At 70.8% G+C, this 14,804-nt stretch carries 15 protein-coding genes and 1 pseudogene; 10 read left to right on the plus strand and 6 right to left on the minus strand.

All coding sequences use genetic code 11. The features are described from left to right. Positions 1–121: 121 nt before the first annotated feature. Positions 122–1,000: a helix-turn-helix transcriptional regulator gene (locus Sru02f_RS19080; RefSeq protein WP_109031210.1), complete on the minus strand. Its 879-nt coding sequence runs from the start codon at positions 998–1,000 to the stop codon at positions 122–124. Positions 1,001–1,225: 225 nt separating this feature from the next. Between Sru02f_RS19080 and Sru02f_RS19085 the strand changes: the two genes are divergently transcribed. The 3 genes from Sru02f_RS19085 (at position 1,226) to Sru02f_RS19095 (ending at position 2,911) form a co-directional block, all read left to right on the plus strand. After that, on the plus strand, positions 1,226–1,546 hold the full coding sequence (locus Sru02f_RS19085) for a carboxymuconolactone decarboxylase family protein (protein ID WP_109031211.1): 321 nt from the start codon (positions 1,226–1,228) through the stop codon (positions 1,544–1,546). A gap of 76 nt (positions 1,547–1,622) precedes the next feature. Continuing rightward, the gene (locus tag Sru02f_RS19090) at positions 1,623–2,057 is read left to right on the plus strand and encodes a cupin domain-containing protein (RefSeq protein WP_109031212.1); all 435 of its coding nucleotides are present in this window, start codon (positions 1,623–1,625) and stop codon (positions 2,055–2,057) included. Continuing rightward, positions 2,054–2,911, plus strand: coding sequence for an aldo/keto reductase (locus tag Sru02f_RS19095; RefSeq protein ID WP_109031213.1), 858 nt, complete (start codon positions 2,054–2,056; stop codon positions 2,909–2,911). The genes Sru02f_RS19090 and Sru02f_RS19095 overlap by 4 nt, the downstream gene beginning before the upstream one ends. Positions 2,912–3,300: 389 nt before the next feature. On the opposite strand, the gene Sru02f_RS19100 is transcribed toward Sru02f_RS19095, so the two are convergent. Further along, positions 3,301–3,966 (minus strand): IclR family transcriptional regulator, encoded by a 666-nt coding sequence (locus tag Sru02f_RS19100; protein ID WP_244941787.1) that lies wholly within the window; start codon positions 3,964–3,966, stop codon positions 3,301–3,303. A gap of 320 nt (positions 3,967–4,286) precedes the next feature. Between Sru02f_RS19100 and Sru02f_RS19105 the strand changes: the two genes are divergently transcribed. The 4 genes from Sru02f_RS19105 to tpg all read left to right on the plus strand — a co-directional run bounded on the left by Sru02f_RS19105 (position 4,287) and on the right by tpg (position 7,997). Continuing rightward, the gene (locus Sru02f_RS19105) at positions 4,287–4,553 is read left to right on the plus strand and encodes a lysine transporter LysE (protein ID WP_167469426.1); all 267 of its coding nucleotides are present in this window, start codon (positions 4,287–4,289) and stop codon (positions 4,551–4,553) included. Positions 4,554–4,831: 278 nt separating this feature from the next. Continuing rightward, positions 4,832–5,218 (plus strand): hypothetical protein, encoded by a 387-nt coding sequence (locus Sru02f_RS19110; RefSeq protein WP_109031216.1) that lies wholly within the window; start codon positions 4,832–4,834, stop codon positions 5,216–5,218. 13 nt (positions 5,219–5,231) lie between these two features. Further along, positions 5,232–7,430 (plus strand): telomere-associated protein Tap, encoded by a 2,199-nt coding sequence (tap, locus tag Sru02f_RS19115; protein ID WP_109031217.1) that lies wholly within the window; start codon positions 5,232–5,234, stop codon positions 7,428–7,430. Positions 7,431–7,439: 9 nt separating this feature from the next. After that, positions 7,440–7,997 carry a telomere-protecting terminal protein Tpg gene (gene tpg / locus Sru02f_RS19120; protein WP_109031218.1) on the plus strand — a complete coding sequence of 186 codons (558 nt, stop codon included), beginning with the start codon at positions 7,440–7,442 and terminating at the stop codon, positions 7,995–7,997. 200 nt (positions 7,998–8,197) lie between these two features. On the opposite strand, the gene Sru02f_RS19125 is transcribed toward tpg, so the two are convergent. From Sru02f_RS19125 to Sru02f_RS19135, 3 genes are all read right to left on the minus strand, one after another. Further along, entirely contained in the window at positions 8,198–10,207 is a 2,010-nt protein-coding gene (locus Sru02f_RS19125) for a CASTOR/POLLUX-related putative ion channel (RefSeq protein ID WP_109031219.1), read from the minus strand. Positions 10,208–10,306: 99 nt separating this feature from the next. Further along, the gene (locus Sru02f_RS19130) at positions 10,307–10,804 is read right to left on the minus strand and encodes a helix-turn-helix domain-containing protein (RefSeq protein WP_331478591.1); all 498 of its coding nucleotides are present in this window, start codon (positions 10,802–10,804) and stop codon (positions 10,307–10,309) included. A 75-nt stretch (positions 10,805–10,879) separates the two neighbouring features. Beyond that, positions 10,880–11,512, minus strand: a complete 633-nt coding sequence (locus Sru02f_RS19135; protein WP_109031220.1) for a TetR/AcrR family transcriptional regulator — start codon at positions 11,510–11,512, stop codon at positions 10,880–10,882. Between the two features lie 60 nt (positions 11,513–11,572). Between Sru02f_RS19135 and Sru02f_RS19140 the strand changes: the two genes are divergently transcribed. Next, positions 11,573–12,451, plus strand: a complete 879-nt coding sequence (locus Sru02f_RS19140) for a ketopantoate reductase family protein (protein ID WP_109031221.1) — start codon at positions 11,573–11,575, stop codon at positions 12,449–12,451. Positions 12,452–12,704: 253 nt separating this feature from the next. On the opposite strand, the pseudogene Sru02f_RS19145 reads toward Sru02f_RS19140, so the two are convergent. Next, positions 12,705–13,295, minus strand: a pseudogene (locus Sru02f_RS19145) (MFS transporter); the annotation flags it as partial. Positions 13,296–13,390: 95 nt separating this feature from the next. Here Sru02f_RS19145 and Sru02f_RS19150 point away from each other — a divergent pair. Both Sru02f_RS19150 and Sru02f_RS19155 read left to right on the plus strand, forming a co-directional pair. Continuing rightward, the gene (locus Sru02f_RS19150; RefSeq protein WP_109031487.1) at positions 13,391–14,329 is read left to right on the plus strand and encodes an aldo/keto reductase; all 939 of its coding nucleotides are present in this window, start codon (positions 13,391–13,393) and stop codon (positions 14,327–14,329) included. Between the two features lie 23 nt (positions 14,330–14,352). Further along, positions 14,353–14,700, plus strand: a complete 348-nt coding sequence (locus Sru02f_RS19155; protein WP_030869840.1) for a MerR family transcriptional regulator — start codon at positions 14,353–14,355, stop codon at positions 14,698–14,700. Positions 14,701–14,804 lie beyond the last annotated feature (104 nt).

Consider the following 14,804-nt stretch of genomic DNA (forward strand, 5'->3'; position numbering starts at 1 on the left):
CCGGGGGCGCGTGTACCGCCGCGCCCCGGCGCCGGGCCGTCCCCGACTCGTCAAGGAGACCACTAAGTGGACGAGAAGGGTCACTGCGCACTCGCGGATCTCGTAGCGGTGGGTAGCGCGGTCAGGATCGGGTGTCGGCCCGTTCCTGACCGGTGGCTGCCCAGGACGCGAGCAGCATGAGGGCATCGTGGTCGGGCGTGCCGGGCTCGGCGCTGTAGGTGGTCAGGGCGAGGCCGGGGTGGGCGGGCATTTCCATGGCGTCGAAGTCGAGGGTGACCTCGCCGATGGCTGGGTGACGGAAGGCTTTGCGCCCAGTGTGATGGAGGCGCACGTTGTGCCTGGCCCAGGCCACGCGGAACTCTTCGCTACGGGTGACGAGTTCACCGATCAGACCGGTCAGGTCGGTGTCGCCCGGGGCACGGCCGGCTTCGGTGCGCAGCAGCGAGACCGTGGTGTTGACCGAGGCGTTCCAGTCGGGGAAGAAGCCGCGGCTGGTCGGGTCGAGGAACTGGAAGCGGGCGATGTTCACCGGGGTGGGGGCCGGGGCCGTGAACAGGGGAGCGTACAGGGCACGACCGAGGTCGTTGACGGCAAGGATGTCGAGACGGCCGTTGCGGATGAAGGCCGGTGAGCCGGTCATGGACCGCAGGACCCGCTTGAGGCCGGCGGGGACGGTGTCCCCGGCCCGGCGAGCGGTGCGGCGGGCCGGACGGCGGCGCTGGGCGGCGGCGAGATCGCTCAGATGGGAGCGTTCGGCGTCATCGAGCCGGAGGGCGCGGCAGAGCCCGTCCAGGACTCCCTCCGAGGCTCCGGCGAGCTGGCCGCGCTCCAGGCGGACGTAGTAGTCGACGCTGACACCGGCGAGCATGGCGACTTCCTCGCGGCGCAGTCCGGGGACCCTGCGGTTGCCGTTTCCGAAGGCGGGCAGGCCGGCCTGCTCCGGGGTGATCTTGGCGCGGCGGGTGGCGAGGAACTCGCGGATCTCGCGGGCGGTGTCCATGTTGCCCAGGTTAGGAGCAGTGGAGCGCGACTGGGAGGTTCTGCCAGTACCTGGAACGACAGCACCTTCCGCACGCCTGTGAGCTGCGGTTTCCTCGATGGTGGCAGCGGGTGCGGCCCCGGGTCCGGTAGGCGGGCACCCTCTTGCGGATGCCTGTCGGCCCCGGGTGACCGACAGTGTTCAACGCCGCGCCCTCGTGTTCGTACCCTCGCAAGGAGTCACCTCATGGCACAGTTGTCCGCGCCTCAGGAACTGGCTGGCATCGCGCCGAAGCTCGTCGATCTCACCAACGAAGTCCTGTTCCAGGACGTGTGGGAGCGCCCAGGGCTCTCCCTGCGGGACCGCAGTCTGGTCACGGTCGGTGTGCTGGCCGCCCTCCACCGCGGCGAGCAGCTGCCGTACCACCTGGGGGTGGCCCTGGACAACGGGCTCACCGTGGAAGAGCTGTCCGAGGCGATCACGCACCTGGCGTTCTACGCCGGATGGCCCAACGCCATGACCGCGATCACTCTGCTGAAGAAGATCGCGGACGAGCGCTCCGCCTGATCCTCGGCGCGAGCGGCAAACAGGGCTCGCACGATCGGCGGGGCATATGCACCACAGCAAAGGAGCAAGCAACAACATGGCCGCTACTGGATTCGACCAGATCTTCCCGCTCGGTGAGAAGAACGACGCCTACGCGCAGTACTTCATCGGCCAGAGCTACCTGGCCCCACTCGCCTCCGGAAGCGTCCCCGTCAGCAACGTCTCCTTCGAGCCGGGCTGCCGCAACAACTGGCACATCCACCACGGCACGGGCGGCGGCGGTGACCAGATCCTGCTGTGTACGGCGGGGAGCGGCTGGTACCAGACCGAGGGCGAGGACCCGATCAGCATGGAGCCGGGAACAGTGATCCGCGTCCCCGCGGGCACCAAGCACTGGCACGGAGCCAAGGCCGACTCGTGGTTCTCCCACCTCGCCTTCATCACCCCGGGCGAAGGCGTCGGCAACGAATGGCTCGAGCCCGTCACCGACGAGGTGTACGGCAAGCTGCCGAGGAACGGAGCGAACGCATGACCATCCTGGACGAGACCTACACGCTGGCAAACGGCGTCGAGATCCCCAAGCTGGGACTCGGCACCTGGTTCATCGACGACGATCGGGCGGCCGACGCGGTCCGCGCGGCTGTGGAGATCGGCTACCGCAATATCGACACCGCCCAGGCGTACGGCAACGAGCGCGGCGTCGGCGAGGGTGTGCGCACCGTCGCGGTACCCCGCGACGAGCTGTTCGTGTCGACGAAACTCGCCGCCGAGATCAAGGACTACGACGAGGCGGTCGCCTCGATCGACGAGTCGCTCCAGAAGCTCGGCCTCGAGTACATCGACCTGATGCTCATCCACAGCCCGCAGCCGTGGAATGACTTCCGCGGCGGCGACTACGCCGAGGGCAACCGCGCAGCCTGGCGCGCGCTCGAAGAGGCACACCGAGCCGGCAGGATCCGCTCCATCGGGGTGTCCAACTTCCAGCAGCAGGACCTGGCGAACCTCCTCCAAGGCGCGACTGTCGTACCGCACGTGAATCAGCTGCTCGTCCACGCGGGCAACACCCCGTCGCAGCTCCTCGACCACTGCGAGGGCAAGCAGATCCTCGTCGAGGCGTACTCGCCGATCGCGCACGGAGCGATCCTGGAGAATGCCGAGATCCAGGCGATGGCGGAGCGGTACGGCGTGTCCGTCCCGCAGTTGTGCATCCGCTACACCCTGCAGCTGGGCACGGTGTCGCTGCCCAAGACGGCGAACCCCGAGCACATGCGCTCCAACGCCCAGGTCGACTTCGAGATCACCGACGACGACATGGACGTCCTGCGCGGCCTGCGGGATGTGGACTACGGCGAGCACAGCGCGTTCCCCGTCTACAGCGGCAAATGACGCCTGCTTCGATCGACGGCCTCGGAGCCTCGGAAGCGCCGCCCTGCCACGCAGCGCTCCTCGACCCACAGAAACCGCACGAAGACGTGCGCGCTCTCGCCGGACTCGACGCGCGTTCCGCGGGCGTACTCCGCACGCTGGTGGAAGCCGACAGCATCCGCTCCGCCGCCGCGGCACTGGGCATGCACCACTCCACCGTGCAAGCCCGCCACGAGGCGCTGACGCAGACCCTGGGCTACGACCCGCGCACCAACGTCGCCCAGATGCGGTACATCGCCGCGGCACCGACCCGGTCACCTCGGCGCACTTCCAGCTGCGTAGCCGGTCCCGCGACCGAAACGCCAGCAGAACGCGCGCCGGACTACAACGGCCGACGACCTGATCGCGTCTCAGAGCTGGTCGTCCAGGTCCTCGTCGATGGCGTGCGCTGCCGCCTCCAGCGTGGCGACCAGCGACTGCAAGCGCTTCGGGTCGTAGCGCACGCCGGGCATCGACACGGACAGGCCGGCCAGCACGGTGCCGTCCCGGTCGCGCACCGGGACGCCGACGGCGATCAGACCCCGCTCTGAGCGCTCCTTGTTGACGGCGAACCCGTTGCGGCGCAGCCGCTTCAGCCCGGTCCGCAGCCGGGCGGGATCCGGCCGTTCGGACGGACGGTCGCGGTAGCGCTCGGGCGCGTACACCTCGTCGGCGAGGTCCGCGAGCGTCAGCAGTCCCGCCGTCGTGCGGTGGGCCGGGAATACCATGCCCTCGCGGGAGCCGACCCTGTACGCCTGGCGGCATTCGACGTTGGCGATGAACCGGGCGGTGTCCCCGGTGCGCACGATCAGGTTCGTCGCCTCGTCCAGGAGGCTCACAACCCGGTGCAGATACGGAAGGGCCGTGGCGCGCAACCGTGACACCAGGGACTGGGAGTGCGCGGCCAGCTCCAACACCGGCCCGGCGCGGTAGACACAGTTGCCGCCGTGCACGGCGAAATCCCGGTACACGCGCATGGCCAGCAGCCGGAGGGCGGTCGACCTGACCACGCCGAGGCGCTCGGCGACCTGTGACACGGTCGCGCCACCCTCCAACTGCAGCCGCGGAGCACGACGCCATCGTCGAGGCAAGCATCGACCAGATCGCGGGCAAACTCACCGAATGGCTGGCCACCCGCGCTACCTAAAACACGGCCTAGTTGGCCAGTGGAGGGTGTGGAACTCGTCGACGGGGCCACGTGGGTCAGCAACCATTCCGACCCTGCATGGGTCCTGTACTTCAGCCCCTGGGAGGGGAGAGTGGTGCTTGAGGACGGGGGAACGCTGTGCGAGTCCGGCGGGTAGCGAGAGGGATCAGTGAGTTCCTGCTGGAGACAGTCGGGGAAGCCGTCGCCGAGGTGATCCTCACCCTGCTCGCTTGCGCCCTGCTCGTCGGACTGGCTCTGATCGTCTACCTGAGCTGGTCATTCAGCCCGCGCCTGACCGTGGCGGCGGCCGGGCTGCTCAGCCTGTTCCTCGCCCACGGCGCCTGGGAGCTCTTCCGCGATCCCGCGAAGGGCCGCGGTCATCGGGCCCTTGCCGCCGCGACCACGGCAGGGTTCACCCTGACCGCCGCGACCGCCGTGTTCCTGCTGTTCTACGGAACAGGATGCGGCTGCATGTGAAAGCAGTTCCTTGCCGCAGGGCTCGTCGCCACACCGACTGAGCTGCTCGACAGTACTCAGACTGGCCAACTATCGCGCTCTGCGAGTGGGCGGCGGGGTGTCATCGAGTGGGCTGCAGAGGGTTCGTGGTGTGGGTGTGCTGGCAGGGGGTGTGGGGGTGGGGGCGTGGTGGCTGTCGCGGGGTCCGCCGGCGGACCCGCCGTCCACGTCCGCAACCGCCCCCGTGGAAGGAAACAACGGTTCGTTGTTTCCTTCCACGGGGGCGGTAGCATGCCGGTATGGCAGCTGAAGCTCATGGCCGGGCCCGCGCGCGGCTGTCCGCGGTTGCGGAGGATCCGGCCGGCAGATGGGGTCCGGCGCATCAACTGGAACAGGACGCTGCGCTGCTGGGGCGTCTGCTGGCGGCCGCCGCAGAACACCGGCAGGACGGTGGGCAGCGTCCGGACGTGAGTGCTGACGAGGTGGCCGCTGGGCTGAGTCTGTTCGAGGAGATGCGTGTGGCACTGGACCGGCTGGAGACGCAGGTTGTCATCGAGGCCCGGCGCCGGGGTATGGACTGGCGGCAGATCGCCGGGCATCAGGGCCTGAATTCCTCCCAGGCGGCTTCCCAGCGCTACCAGCGGCTGGTGACCCGCCTGGAGGAGATCCGTCAGGGTGTCCGGTAGAGGAGCGCAACAGATGACAGACCAGCCGCAGCCCTTGCTCACCGCCGTCGACGCGCTGCTCGCCGCCGTCGACGACGGTGACGTGCTGCCGGTCCTGGACGAGCGGGTCCGCCTGCGTGAGGCGGCCGGACTGACCCAGGCCGCCGTCGCACAGGCCCTCGGCGTGCGTGTAGCCAGCATCCAGGCATGGGAGACGGGCCGCGCCGAACCGAAAGCCGAACGCCTCGAGGCCTACCGCAGACTCCTGGAGGGCCTGTCCCGGCGTTTCCCGGCGTCCGCCGCGCCGTCCGGCCACAGTGAGGCCCCGCCGCGGCCGGACCCGGGCGCCCCCTCGCCGTCCGCACCTGCCGCCCCGCCGTCCCCGTCGGCCGCCGCGCCGACGGCACCGTCCCGCCCGGCGGCGCCCGGCAGACAGCCGGCGGCGAGGCGCGGGGAAGGGAAGCAGAGCGCTGCCTCCCTCCACACCGCCCCGGCCGGTGGCACCGATCCGCGGTTCGAGAACGGCCCGTTGGCGGTCGTCGATGTAGAGGACGGGCAGGTACGGGCGTACTGCACGGGCGGTCTGGTCCTGGACGTGCCCGCCAAGAGCCTTGCGGCCCTGGTGGACTGGACCCTGGCGGAGGCGAGGCTCGGGCAGCCGAAGCTGTCCGGGCCGGGCAAGGACGCCGACCCGCTGCTCGTGCTCACCGAAGCCGCTCTGCACCGCTACGGCCTGCCCGTCACGCTCACGGACGAGGAGCGGCTCGCCGGCCGGATTCCGGAGGGCCACAAGGTCGTCAAGCAGCTGGTCCGCGCGGAGTGGAAGCTGACGAAGCGCGGGTTCGGCCCGTGGGCGCGGATCTACCGCCCGGCCAAGAGCTCGGACCGCCAGTGCGTGCAGCTGTGCATCCCCTCCTGGCACGCGCTGGACACTCGGCACTGGGGCCACGCGGAGCAGCTCCCGCCGGCCGAACTCGCCCGCGTCCTGGGCGTGTACGCATCGAGGGTGATGACGCCGCGCGGTTCGACCGCCGTCACCGGCCTGGAGCTGATGACCGCCCTACACCCGCCGACCCGCGCCTCCCAGCCGGACGCGGCAGGCAAGCGGCACTCCGAGCGCAACCCCGGCAGTCTGGGCCAGGACCCGGTCGACTGCGCGCCCTGCGAGGCCCCCGACGGCCACCCGCTCCTGGCGGACCTGCCGCGCTTCCACGTCCGCGGCCCGGCGGAGAAGCTGTTCGAGGAGGCCTACGACTGGGCCCGGCCCATGACCGACGACGAATGCATGCTGCGGCACCTGGTCGGCATCGACGTCAACATGGCCTTCGCCGCCGGCGCCAACGGTCTGACCGTCGGCTTGGGAGCGCCCACCCGCGTCGAGCGACCGGTGTTCGACGCGAAGCTGCCGGGCTCGTGGCTGGTGGACCTCTCCCATGTCGACCTGTCGCGGGTGAAGGCGGGCAAGGAGTGGGTGGAGCTGGACGCCTCGCTGTTGCCCAGCCCGTTCACGCCGAAGGGCGAGCATCCTGAGGGCCCGGCCTGGTACGCGACGCCCACCGTCGCGTACGCGACGGAACTCGGCTACGAGGTACGTCCGATCGAGGCGTGGGTCCGGTACGAGAACGGCCGCTACCTGGACGGCTGGTACCAGCGGCTGCGGGATGCCTACCTCGCCACGATGTCCGACCTCGGCGTCGACGCCGACCGCGCGCCGGACGACTTCCTCGCCGCGATGGCCGACTACAAGACCCGTGATCCCGAGCTGGCGATCGTCGTCGCGGCGATCAAGGCGACGGTCAAGGGCGGCCTGGGCAAGCTCCGCGAGCGCCCCCGGGGCGAGGGCTGGAAACCCGGGCAGCCGTGGCGCGCCCTGTCCCGGCCCACATGGCGGCCGGACATCCGCGCGGCGGTCATCTCCCGCACCCGCACCAACCTGCACCGCAAGATCGTCAAGCACGCGGCGTTCACCGGCCAGTACCCCATCGCGATCCTGTCCGACTGCGTCGTCTACGCGTCCGCCGGGCCCTCGCCGCTCGACTTCCTGCCCTACCGCGACGGCAAGCCGCTGCCCGGTGGCTTCAAACTGGGCGTCAACCCGGGCCTGGTCAAACACGAGGGCACGCAGAGCGTCCTGTGGGGTGAGGAGGTCCGCGAGCGGTTCGACGCCCCGGAGCTGAACCTCGCCCGGTACATCAAGGACGGCACCGTCACCGACGCCGACAGCGGAGAGTAGGAGCCGGCGATGAGCCTGTTCGGGGACGGCCTGGACGCCGCCGTGCAGAAGGCGTTCACCCGCCCGGCGCCCAAGAGCGCGGGCGCGCAGATGCGGTACCTGGTCAAGCAGCTCAAGGGCACCAAGGCGGTCGCCCAGATGCTGCGGGTCTCCCAGCGCACCGTCGAGCGCTACGTGAAGAACCAGATCAGGAGACCCCGTCCCGACCTCGCTGCCCGTCTGGAGCGCGAGGTGAAGGCCCGGTGGCAGCCGCAGGTCCGCGCCAGGGCCCGGCAGCAGGCGGCGACCACCGGCGGCATCGTCATCGACACCCGCGCCCGCATGGGCTACACCGCACCGATCGGGTCCACGGACCAGGACCGCATCCGTCACCTGACCGTAGCCCTGCCGCCGCAGTACGCCGCCCGCCTCTTCGAAGCCCAGGAAGCCGGCGCCGGCGACGCCGGACTCCAGGAGATCGCGGCCGAAGCACTCAAGGAGGTGTACTTCCAGGACGGCGGCCGCCGCGCCGGCTCCCTGGAGGAGGTCCGGTTCACGGACATCGAGCACCTGGAGTTCGACCTGTAGGCGGGCTGTTACTGAGGTGGAACTTGTGGTGTCGCCTGAGGCAAAGGTTGTTGGTCGGATCACCCGCAGGCCAGCAGCCTGACTGGGTGTCGCCCACGGCCAGTCATGGAGGACCCCCGCGAGGACCGGGCGAGACCCCGGTCCTGGTCGAACCGGGATCTCCCGCAGGTTGACCTTCCCGGGAAACCGACTTCCGCACCTCATTCAGGGGCGGGGCCTCGCGCAGGCCTGTCGTCTGTGCTCCGCCGGGCTTCGGGGAGCACGTCAGGGCGCGCCGGGCGCTCGTCGGACGCGTTACCTGGGCAGGGGGATCCCGCTGCCGACGGGGTCACGACCAGGACCTCGTCCGAGGAAGTCCAGACACGTCGTTCCGCCTTGCCGGGGGCGAGACGTACGTCGACATCCCGGCGCGGGGTGCATGCGTCGTGCGCTCGATACCCGATCGCGCACTCCCCACGCCTGAGGGCGGAAGCCACCACGGTGGCGAACGACGCCGCCCGGCCGGGAAGCACGTAGTGCGAGGCCGGGCGCAGGGCCAGGGCACCACCCCGTGCGGCGAAGAGCTCTTCGAACACAGCGGCCATGCCGATGTTCTGCGCGATCCGGGTCATGACCAGGGAGGTCAGCTCGCCGCGCACAACGGCGTCCGCCTCCGAGCCCAGTGGAGCGAGCATCCGGCCCCGATGGTCGTTGAGTTCGGCGACGACGGGCAGGGCCCGGCCCGTCTCCTCCTCGACGGCCCTCAGGGCCAGCAGCGTGAGCAGGAGCTGGTCGTCGGGTCGGGCCAGGTGTGGTCCGACGTCCGGTCCGAGCACGATCACACTGTCGTAGCCGAACAGGTCGAGTGCACGAAGGGTGTCGGGTCGGGTCGGTTCCCCGACGTGGTACGCCACGGTGACCCTTCCGTCGCCGGTGGGGTCCGCGGGCCCCGCGGTCACCGATCCGTCGTCGGAACCGGTGACGACGTGCAGGTGTGAGCCCGGCTGCGCGGTGCGGCTCAGCAAGTCCAGGACCAGTGGAGCGCGACGGTTCCACCCCAGCAGCAACGTCTTCGACGGAGCCCGCTGTTGGTCCTGCGGGACCGCCATGACGGTGAGATCCACAGCGGTGCCCTCCTGCTTCGGAAGAGGCGGCCGATCGTCCCGCGCGACGACGATCAAACGGTCCCCAGTGCCACATCGTGCGCTGGACGCCGGTGTGAGCAGGGCACGACCGTCGGCCGCCAGGTACCCGACGGCACAGACCTCCTCGTACCGCAGCGAAATCTCCGCGAACGTCAGCCCCACGGCGTCCGGTGCGTGGACAACGTGCAACTCGGCGCCCGCGAGATCGAGGAGGTCCTTCAGCGCGGCCACCAAGCCGGGGTGCCGGGCGGCCTGGACGAGCAGCCGCGCCGTCGTGGACTCGACGTCCAGGACGACGCCCCGGGGGCCGGCAGCGAGCCGGGCCGCAGTCAGGAACCGTTCGTCCCGCACGGCGGCCACCACCGGCGGGCCCGCCTCGGAGCCGAGCAGCGTTCCCAGGGCCAACAGGACCCGGACCACTTCCGCGTCGGCGGCGTCGTCGTCGCCCGGCAGCACCAGGACGGAGTGCGCCGCGGCCGGGGACAGCAGCGTGAGGCTGGCCGGGTCGGTCGGCGCGCCCGTACGGCAGACGACGCGTACTCCGCGCGTCACCCCCAGCGCGACGTTCAAGTCCGAGGCCATCGCGGCGGAGTCGCGATCGGCGAGCACGGCGACGGCTCCCCGCACCCTGCCGGCCTGGGTGACGACCATCTCACCGACGACGGTGAACACCTGGTCGGACCAGCCGAGCACCACCGCGTGCCCCTTCTCCAGCACCGTGGACCGGCCCCGTCGCAGTTCCTCCAACCGGTCACCCAGCCCGGTCGTGATCACACCCACGAGCGTGGAGACACACAACAGAGCGATCAATCCGAGAAACACCGACAGGAGCATGCGGAGCGGCGCGCCGGTCACCCCTCCGAGGCGGAGGGTCTCGGCGCTCGTACGCCACACGGCGACGAGCCGCTCCGAGAGGGAGCGGGGCGCCCGCGGGTCGGTCCACACCAGGAGCGTGCTGACGGGAACGACGATCGCCAGACAGCAGGCCGCCAGCCACCCGAGCAATGCCCCCGTGCTTCGGGCCAGTGTCCGGTCGAAGACATAACGCGCTCGGTGTCGCCATGGAACCGGCCGCTGGCGCCGCATCACGTGAACCCCCTACTGCCCCGCCCACCGCGTGAGCCATCAGCGGAAGAGTGCTGACGCGAGGGTCGCGACACACCGTGCCGCGGGGATATTCACCCATTAGGGAATGACATGGCGGGTCACGGTTCCGAACAGTGCGCCCCGTGTCACGCCGCGCCGTTCACTGTCCACCGACATCGGCGTGCGCCCGGGCGTCACCAGGAAACGGCCGCCGCAGCCATCCTGGGATCTGCTCAGGCGACCGGCACAGGACCAGCCTCGTCTCCACCAGGCGCGCAGAGCGGGCCGCTGCGCGAGCTCGGCCTGCTTGGGGCGGCGCCCGCGGTCGCAGGCGATTGCGTCGGCCGTGGCGGCTCGGTAGCGGTTACGGCCTCCGGTGCGGGAGATCTCGCGGGAGACGGTCGAAGGAGATCGGCCAAGCCGCTTGGCCGGCTGCCGGGCTGATTCCCCGGCGGCGATGCCGCGAGACATCTCCTCGCGCTCGCTACCGCTCGGATGCCGCTCTGACCGCGTCTGCAGGGCGAGACGGACACCGCGGCGAGGCCCCGTGCCCTGCTCTCGCCTCAGCTCCCCCGTTCTGGCTCGGGGCCGGCTCATCGGCACGGTGGAACGCTGACGGACGTCGAGTCCGTCGTGCGGGTGCCGCGAGCACGCGGGGAAAATGTGCGGGCGCTATTTCCCGGCTTCGGTCGCCGGGGCGCTCATGGCAGCGGTCAGGAAGGTGATCGCCCAGCTGCGGGCGGCCCGGCCGGTCGCGGCTGGGCATGTGGGGGTCGGCTGGTGATGGGCCTCGACGCGGTCCACGGCCGTCACGGCGAGGACTCCCCGCAGTCGAAACAGCAGCTCGGGCGCGGTGAGGCCGGGCAGCGCGCGGGCGAAGGCCGTCAGGTAGCGCTCGCGAACGGCGGCGTCGTCCGGGCCGGTCCAGCCGCGGGCCTCCTCGGCGGGATCGCTGAGGATCGTCATGATCAACCGGGACGCGTGTACTCCGCGGTCGCCATCGGTGGGCATGTCGTCGAACAGAGGACCCGCGAAGGCCTCTACGAGATCGGCGACCCGCGGCTCCCCGGCCCTCGCGAGAAGCTCGTCGAGCCGGGTGCGCTGGGCGTTGGTGATCGGATCGATCACGCGGCGGACGACCGCGGCCATGAGGTCCGCCTTCGACCCGAAGTGGTAGGCCACCGCGGCCAGGTTGGCTCCGGCGAGGCCGGTGATCGCGCGGACCGAGGTTCCGCTGTAGCCGTTCTCGGCGAAGAGGCGTTCGGCGGCATCGAGGACTTTGGTCCGGGTATCGGTCTGCACCATGTCCCGTACTATACAAACGATCGATTGAAACGAACGTTTGACCAATTCGGATGTGATCGCATGAAACTGCTCGTCTACGGCGCCGGGGTGTGCGGGAGCCTGCTCGCCGCCCACCTGTACGAGGCCGGGCGTGATGTCACACTCCTCGCCAGGGGCCCCCGTCTGGCCTCCCTGCGCCGGTACGGCGTGCAGCTCGCCGAGGAGGACAGCCCTGCCGTCCGGCAGGTGCCGGTCCCGGTCATCGAGGACCCGGCAGGCGGATACGACCTCGTCATCGTCACCGTCCGCACCCATCAGGTCGACGCGGTGCTGGAATCGCTGGCCGGTGTCGACGGCGACGTCCTGTTCCTCCACAACTGGGCCGCCGGTGCGCAGCCGCTGGAAGCAGCGATCGGCCGCGGGCGTGTTCTGCTCGGATTCCCCCCGGCTCTGGCCGGCGGCACCATGGACGGCGACGTGGTCCGCCACCGGGCGCTCAGCTTCATGGCCGGCCGGGTCCCGATGCCGATCGGTGAGCCCCATGGGCGCACCACCCCGCGGTCGGAACGGATCGTCCGCGAGTTCCGCGCCGCGAACATCAAGGTCAAGGCCGAGCCACGGATGGACGCCTGGCTCAAGACCCACGCCGCGTTCGAGATACCGCTCGGCCGGGCGGTGCGCGCAGCAGGCGGGCCGGCAGCGCTGGCCGAGGATGGGGACGCCGTAGGCGGCATGCTCCGCCTCATGCGGCATGGCATGGCCGCCATGCCGACACCACCGGTCCCGCGCGTGTTCGGCGCACTGCAGACCCTGCCGGAAGGCATGCTCGTCGCCTTGCTGCGGCGCTTCCTGCGCAGCAAGACCGCCGCACGCAGCGCACTCAACGACACCTCCCCCTCGGCGACAGCCGAACTGGATCGACTGGCCGAACAGCTCCGCGCCCTGGCAGGGGCTCCGTAGGCATCACCGTCGTGGCTGGCCACGACTGGAGCGTCGGGCTCGCCCGGCGAGCGACACGGGACGACCCGGCCCACCGCGAGGAACGGGCCGGGTGCTGTGCGCCGCGGGTCGGCAGGTGCGCCGGCCCGGGCGGTCGGGGGTGTGGGGCGCCGTGGCCGGCCTGTGCCGGGGGAGCGGTGCACCGCCGCCATCCAGCGGTGCGCCGCTTCCCAGGAGCAGGCCGACCCCGTCGGTCCCGTCGGGCGGGCCCCGGTCAGGCCGGGTCCGTCACCTGACGCTTGGTGGCCAGGACCACCAGCCCGCCGATCACGGCGACGCCCATCAGGACCGCGCCGAAGATCGTGGCGCCGTTGGTCAGGCCCACGGCGTCGCTGAGGTAGCCGGCGGACACGGGCAGCACACCGGCCGGGACGTATCCGCCCACGTTCAGCGCGGCGTTGGTCTCCGCCAGGCGCTGCGGCGGGATGCTGGAGTTGAGCAGCGACAGTCCGCCGAGCCGGCCCATGCCCTGGCCGGCTCCGGCCAGCAGGGCGGAGAGGATGAGCACCGCCACCGCCGGCGAGGAACATCACGAGAGCACGAAGGACGTGGCGGTGATGCCGGGCGCGAACACCCCAATTCCAAGGGCGAGTTGACGACCGTCGCCCTGCGGCACGCCCGGCACCCGCACCCGGGCGCCCTTGGTACGCACCTCGGGACGGCGCACCGGCATCCGCAACACGCAGGGCACCGCGGTGATCAGAAGCGCGGCCTCGACGACGAAGACGGTGACGGTCGGTCCGGGCACCGTCTCGGAGAGCACGCCGGCGAGCAGCGGGCCGAGCCCCGCGCCGAAGACCATCGCGTACCGAGGCCACGGGGCTCGGCGACGTGTGCTCGACGAGGCTGCCCGCCACCGCTCTTGACCTGGAGCGCGCTCCAGATTCGAGTATGGGCGGCATGAACATCACCAGCCCTCAGATCGTCCTCGGGACGATGGACTTCGGCACCCGTATCGCTTCCGACCATGCCTTCGCGGTCCTCGACTCTTTCGTCGCCGGAGGCGGTGTCTGGCTCGACACCGCGAACTGCTACTCGTTCTGGAGCGACCCCAGTGGCGTCGGCGGCGCCAGCGAGCGCGTCATCGGCGCGTGGCTCAGGGCCCGCCCCGGCGCGCGCGACGCGGTGCGGATCGCGACGAAGGTCCGGCAGAACCCGCTCGTCCCGCACTCCTGGCCCCAGAGCGCCGAGGGGCTCTCCGCCCGCGCCGTCCACGACGGCGTGGAAGCGAGCCTGGAGCGTCTCGGCGTCGATCATGTCGATCTGCTCTGGGCCCACGCGGAGGACCGCACGGTGCCGCTGGAGGAGACGGTCGGTGCGTTCGGCGAGTTGGTCGCGAAGGGAGTGGCTCTGCGGGTCGGGGCGGCGAACCATGCTGCCTGGCGCGTCGAGCGTGCCCGGTCGTTCGCGCGGGACCAGGGCGTGGAGCCGTGGACGGCCCTGCAACTGCGCCACTCGCTCGTCCAGCCACGCCCGTTCGCTCCCGTCCCCGAGGCCGGCCACCGCATGCTCACCGCCGAGGATCTGGACCTCGCCCGGTCGGAGGGGCTCGCCGTATGGTCGTACAGCTCGCTGATGTGGGGTTCTTACGTACGCGCGGACAAACCCCTTCCGCAAACCTATGATCATCCCGGGAACACCCGGGTGCTCGCGGTCCTGGACGACGTCGCGGGCGAACTCTCCACCACACGGAATCAGGTCGTCCTCGCATGGCTGATGCGGCAGGGGATCGATCCCATCGTCGGCGCGAGCCGGGCGGAGCAGATCGAGGAGGCACTCTCCGCCCGCAGCGTGCGGCTCGACGACGAGCACTTGGCGCGCTTCGCCGAAGCGCGGTAGCGACGGTCACAGAGGGAACCCCCATGACGACACTCACCCCGGCGGCAACGGCCGACCGCACCGGCGTCTCCATCGACACGCTGCGCTACTACGAGCGCGAAGGGCTCATCGGGCCGATCGGGCGCTCCGCCGGCGGGCGCAGGCAGTACACCGAGGACGACGTCTTCTGGATCGGCATGGTCACGTGCTTCCGCGAGGCCGGCCTCGGAATAGCGGCCCTGCGGGAATTCGTCGCCATCCTGCGCGCCGATCATTCTCCGCAGGACCGGGTCGCCTTCCTCCGCGAGCGGCGCGCCGCTCTGGAGGAGCGGGTGGTGGCGCTGCGTCGGGCCATGACGGTCCTCGACGAGAAGATCGCCTACTACAGCTGAGTGCGGGGGAGCCCTCGCATTCAGCCGGCGATCGGCCGACTGCGTTGTTCCCCGGCCTGGTGCCGAGGCCGGGCGCATCACGTCGTCGATCAGCGCGCCGTGGC

This window comes from Streptomyces rubrogriseus (assembly GCF_027947575.1).
GTDB lineage: Bacteria > Actinomycetota > Actinomycetes > Streptomycetales > Streptomycetaceae > Streptomyces > Streptomyces rubrogriseus.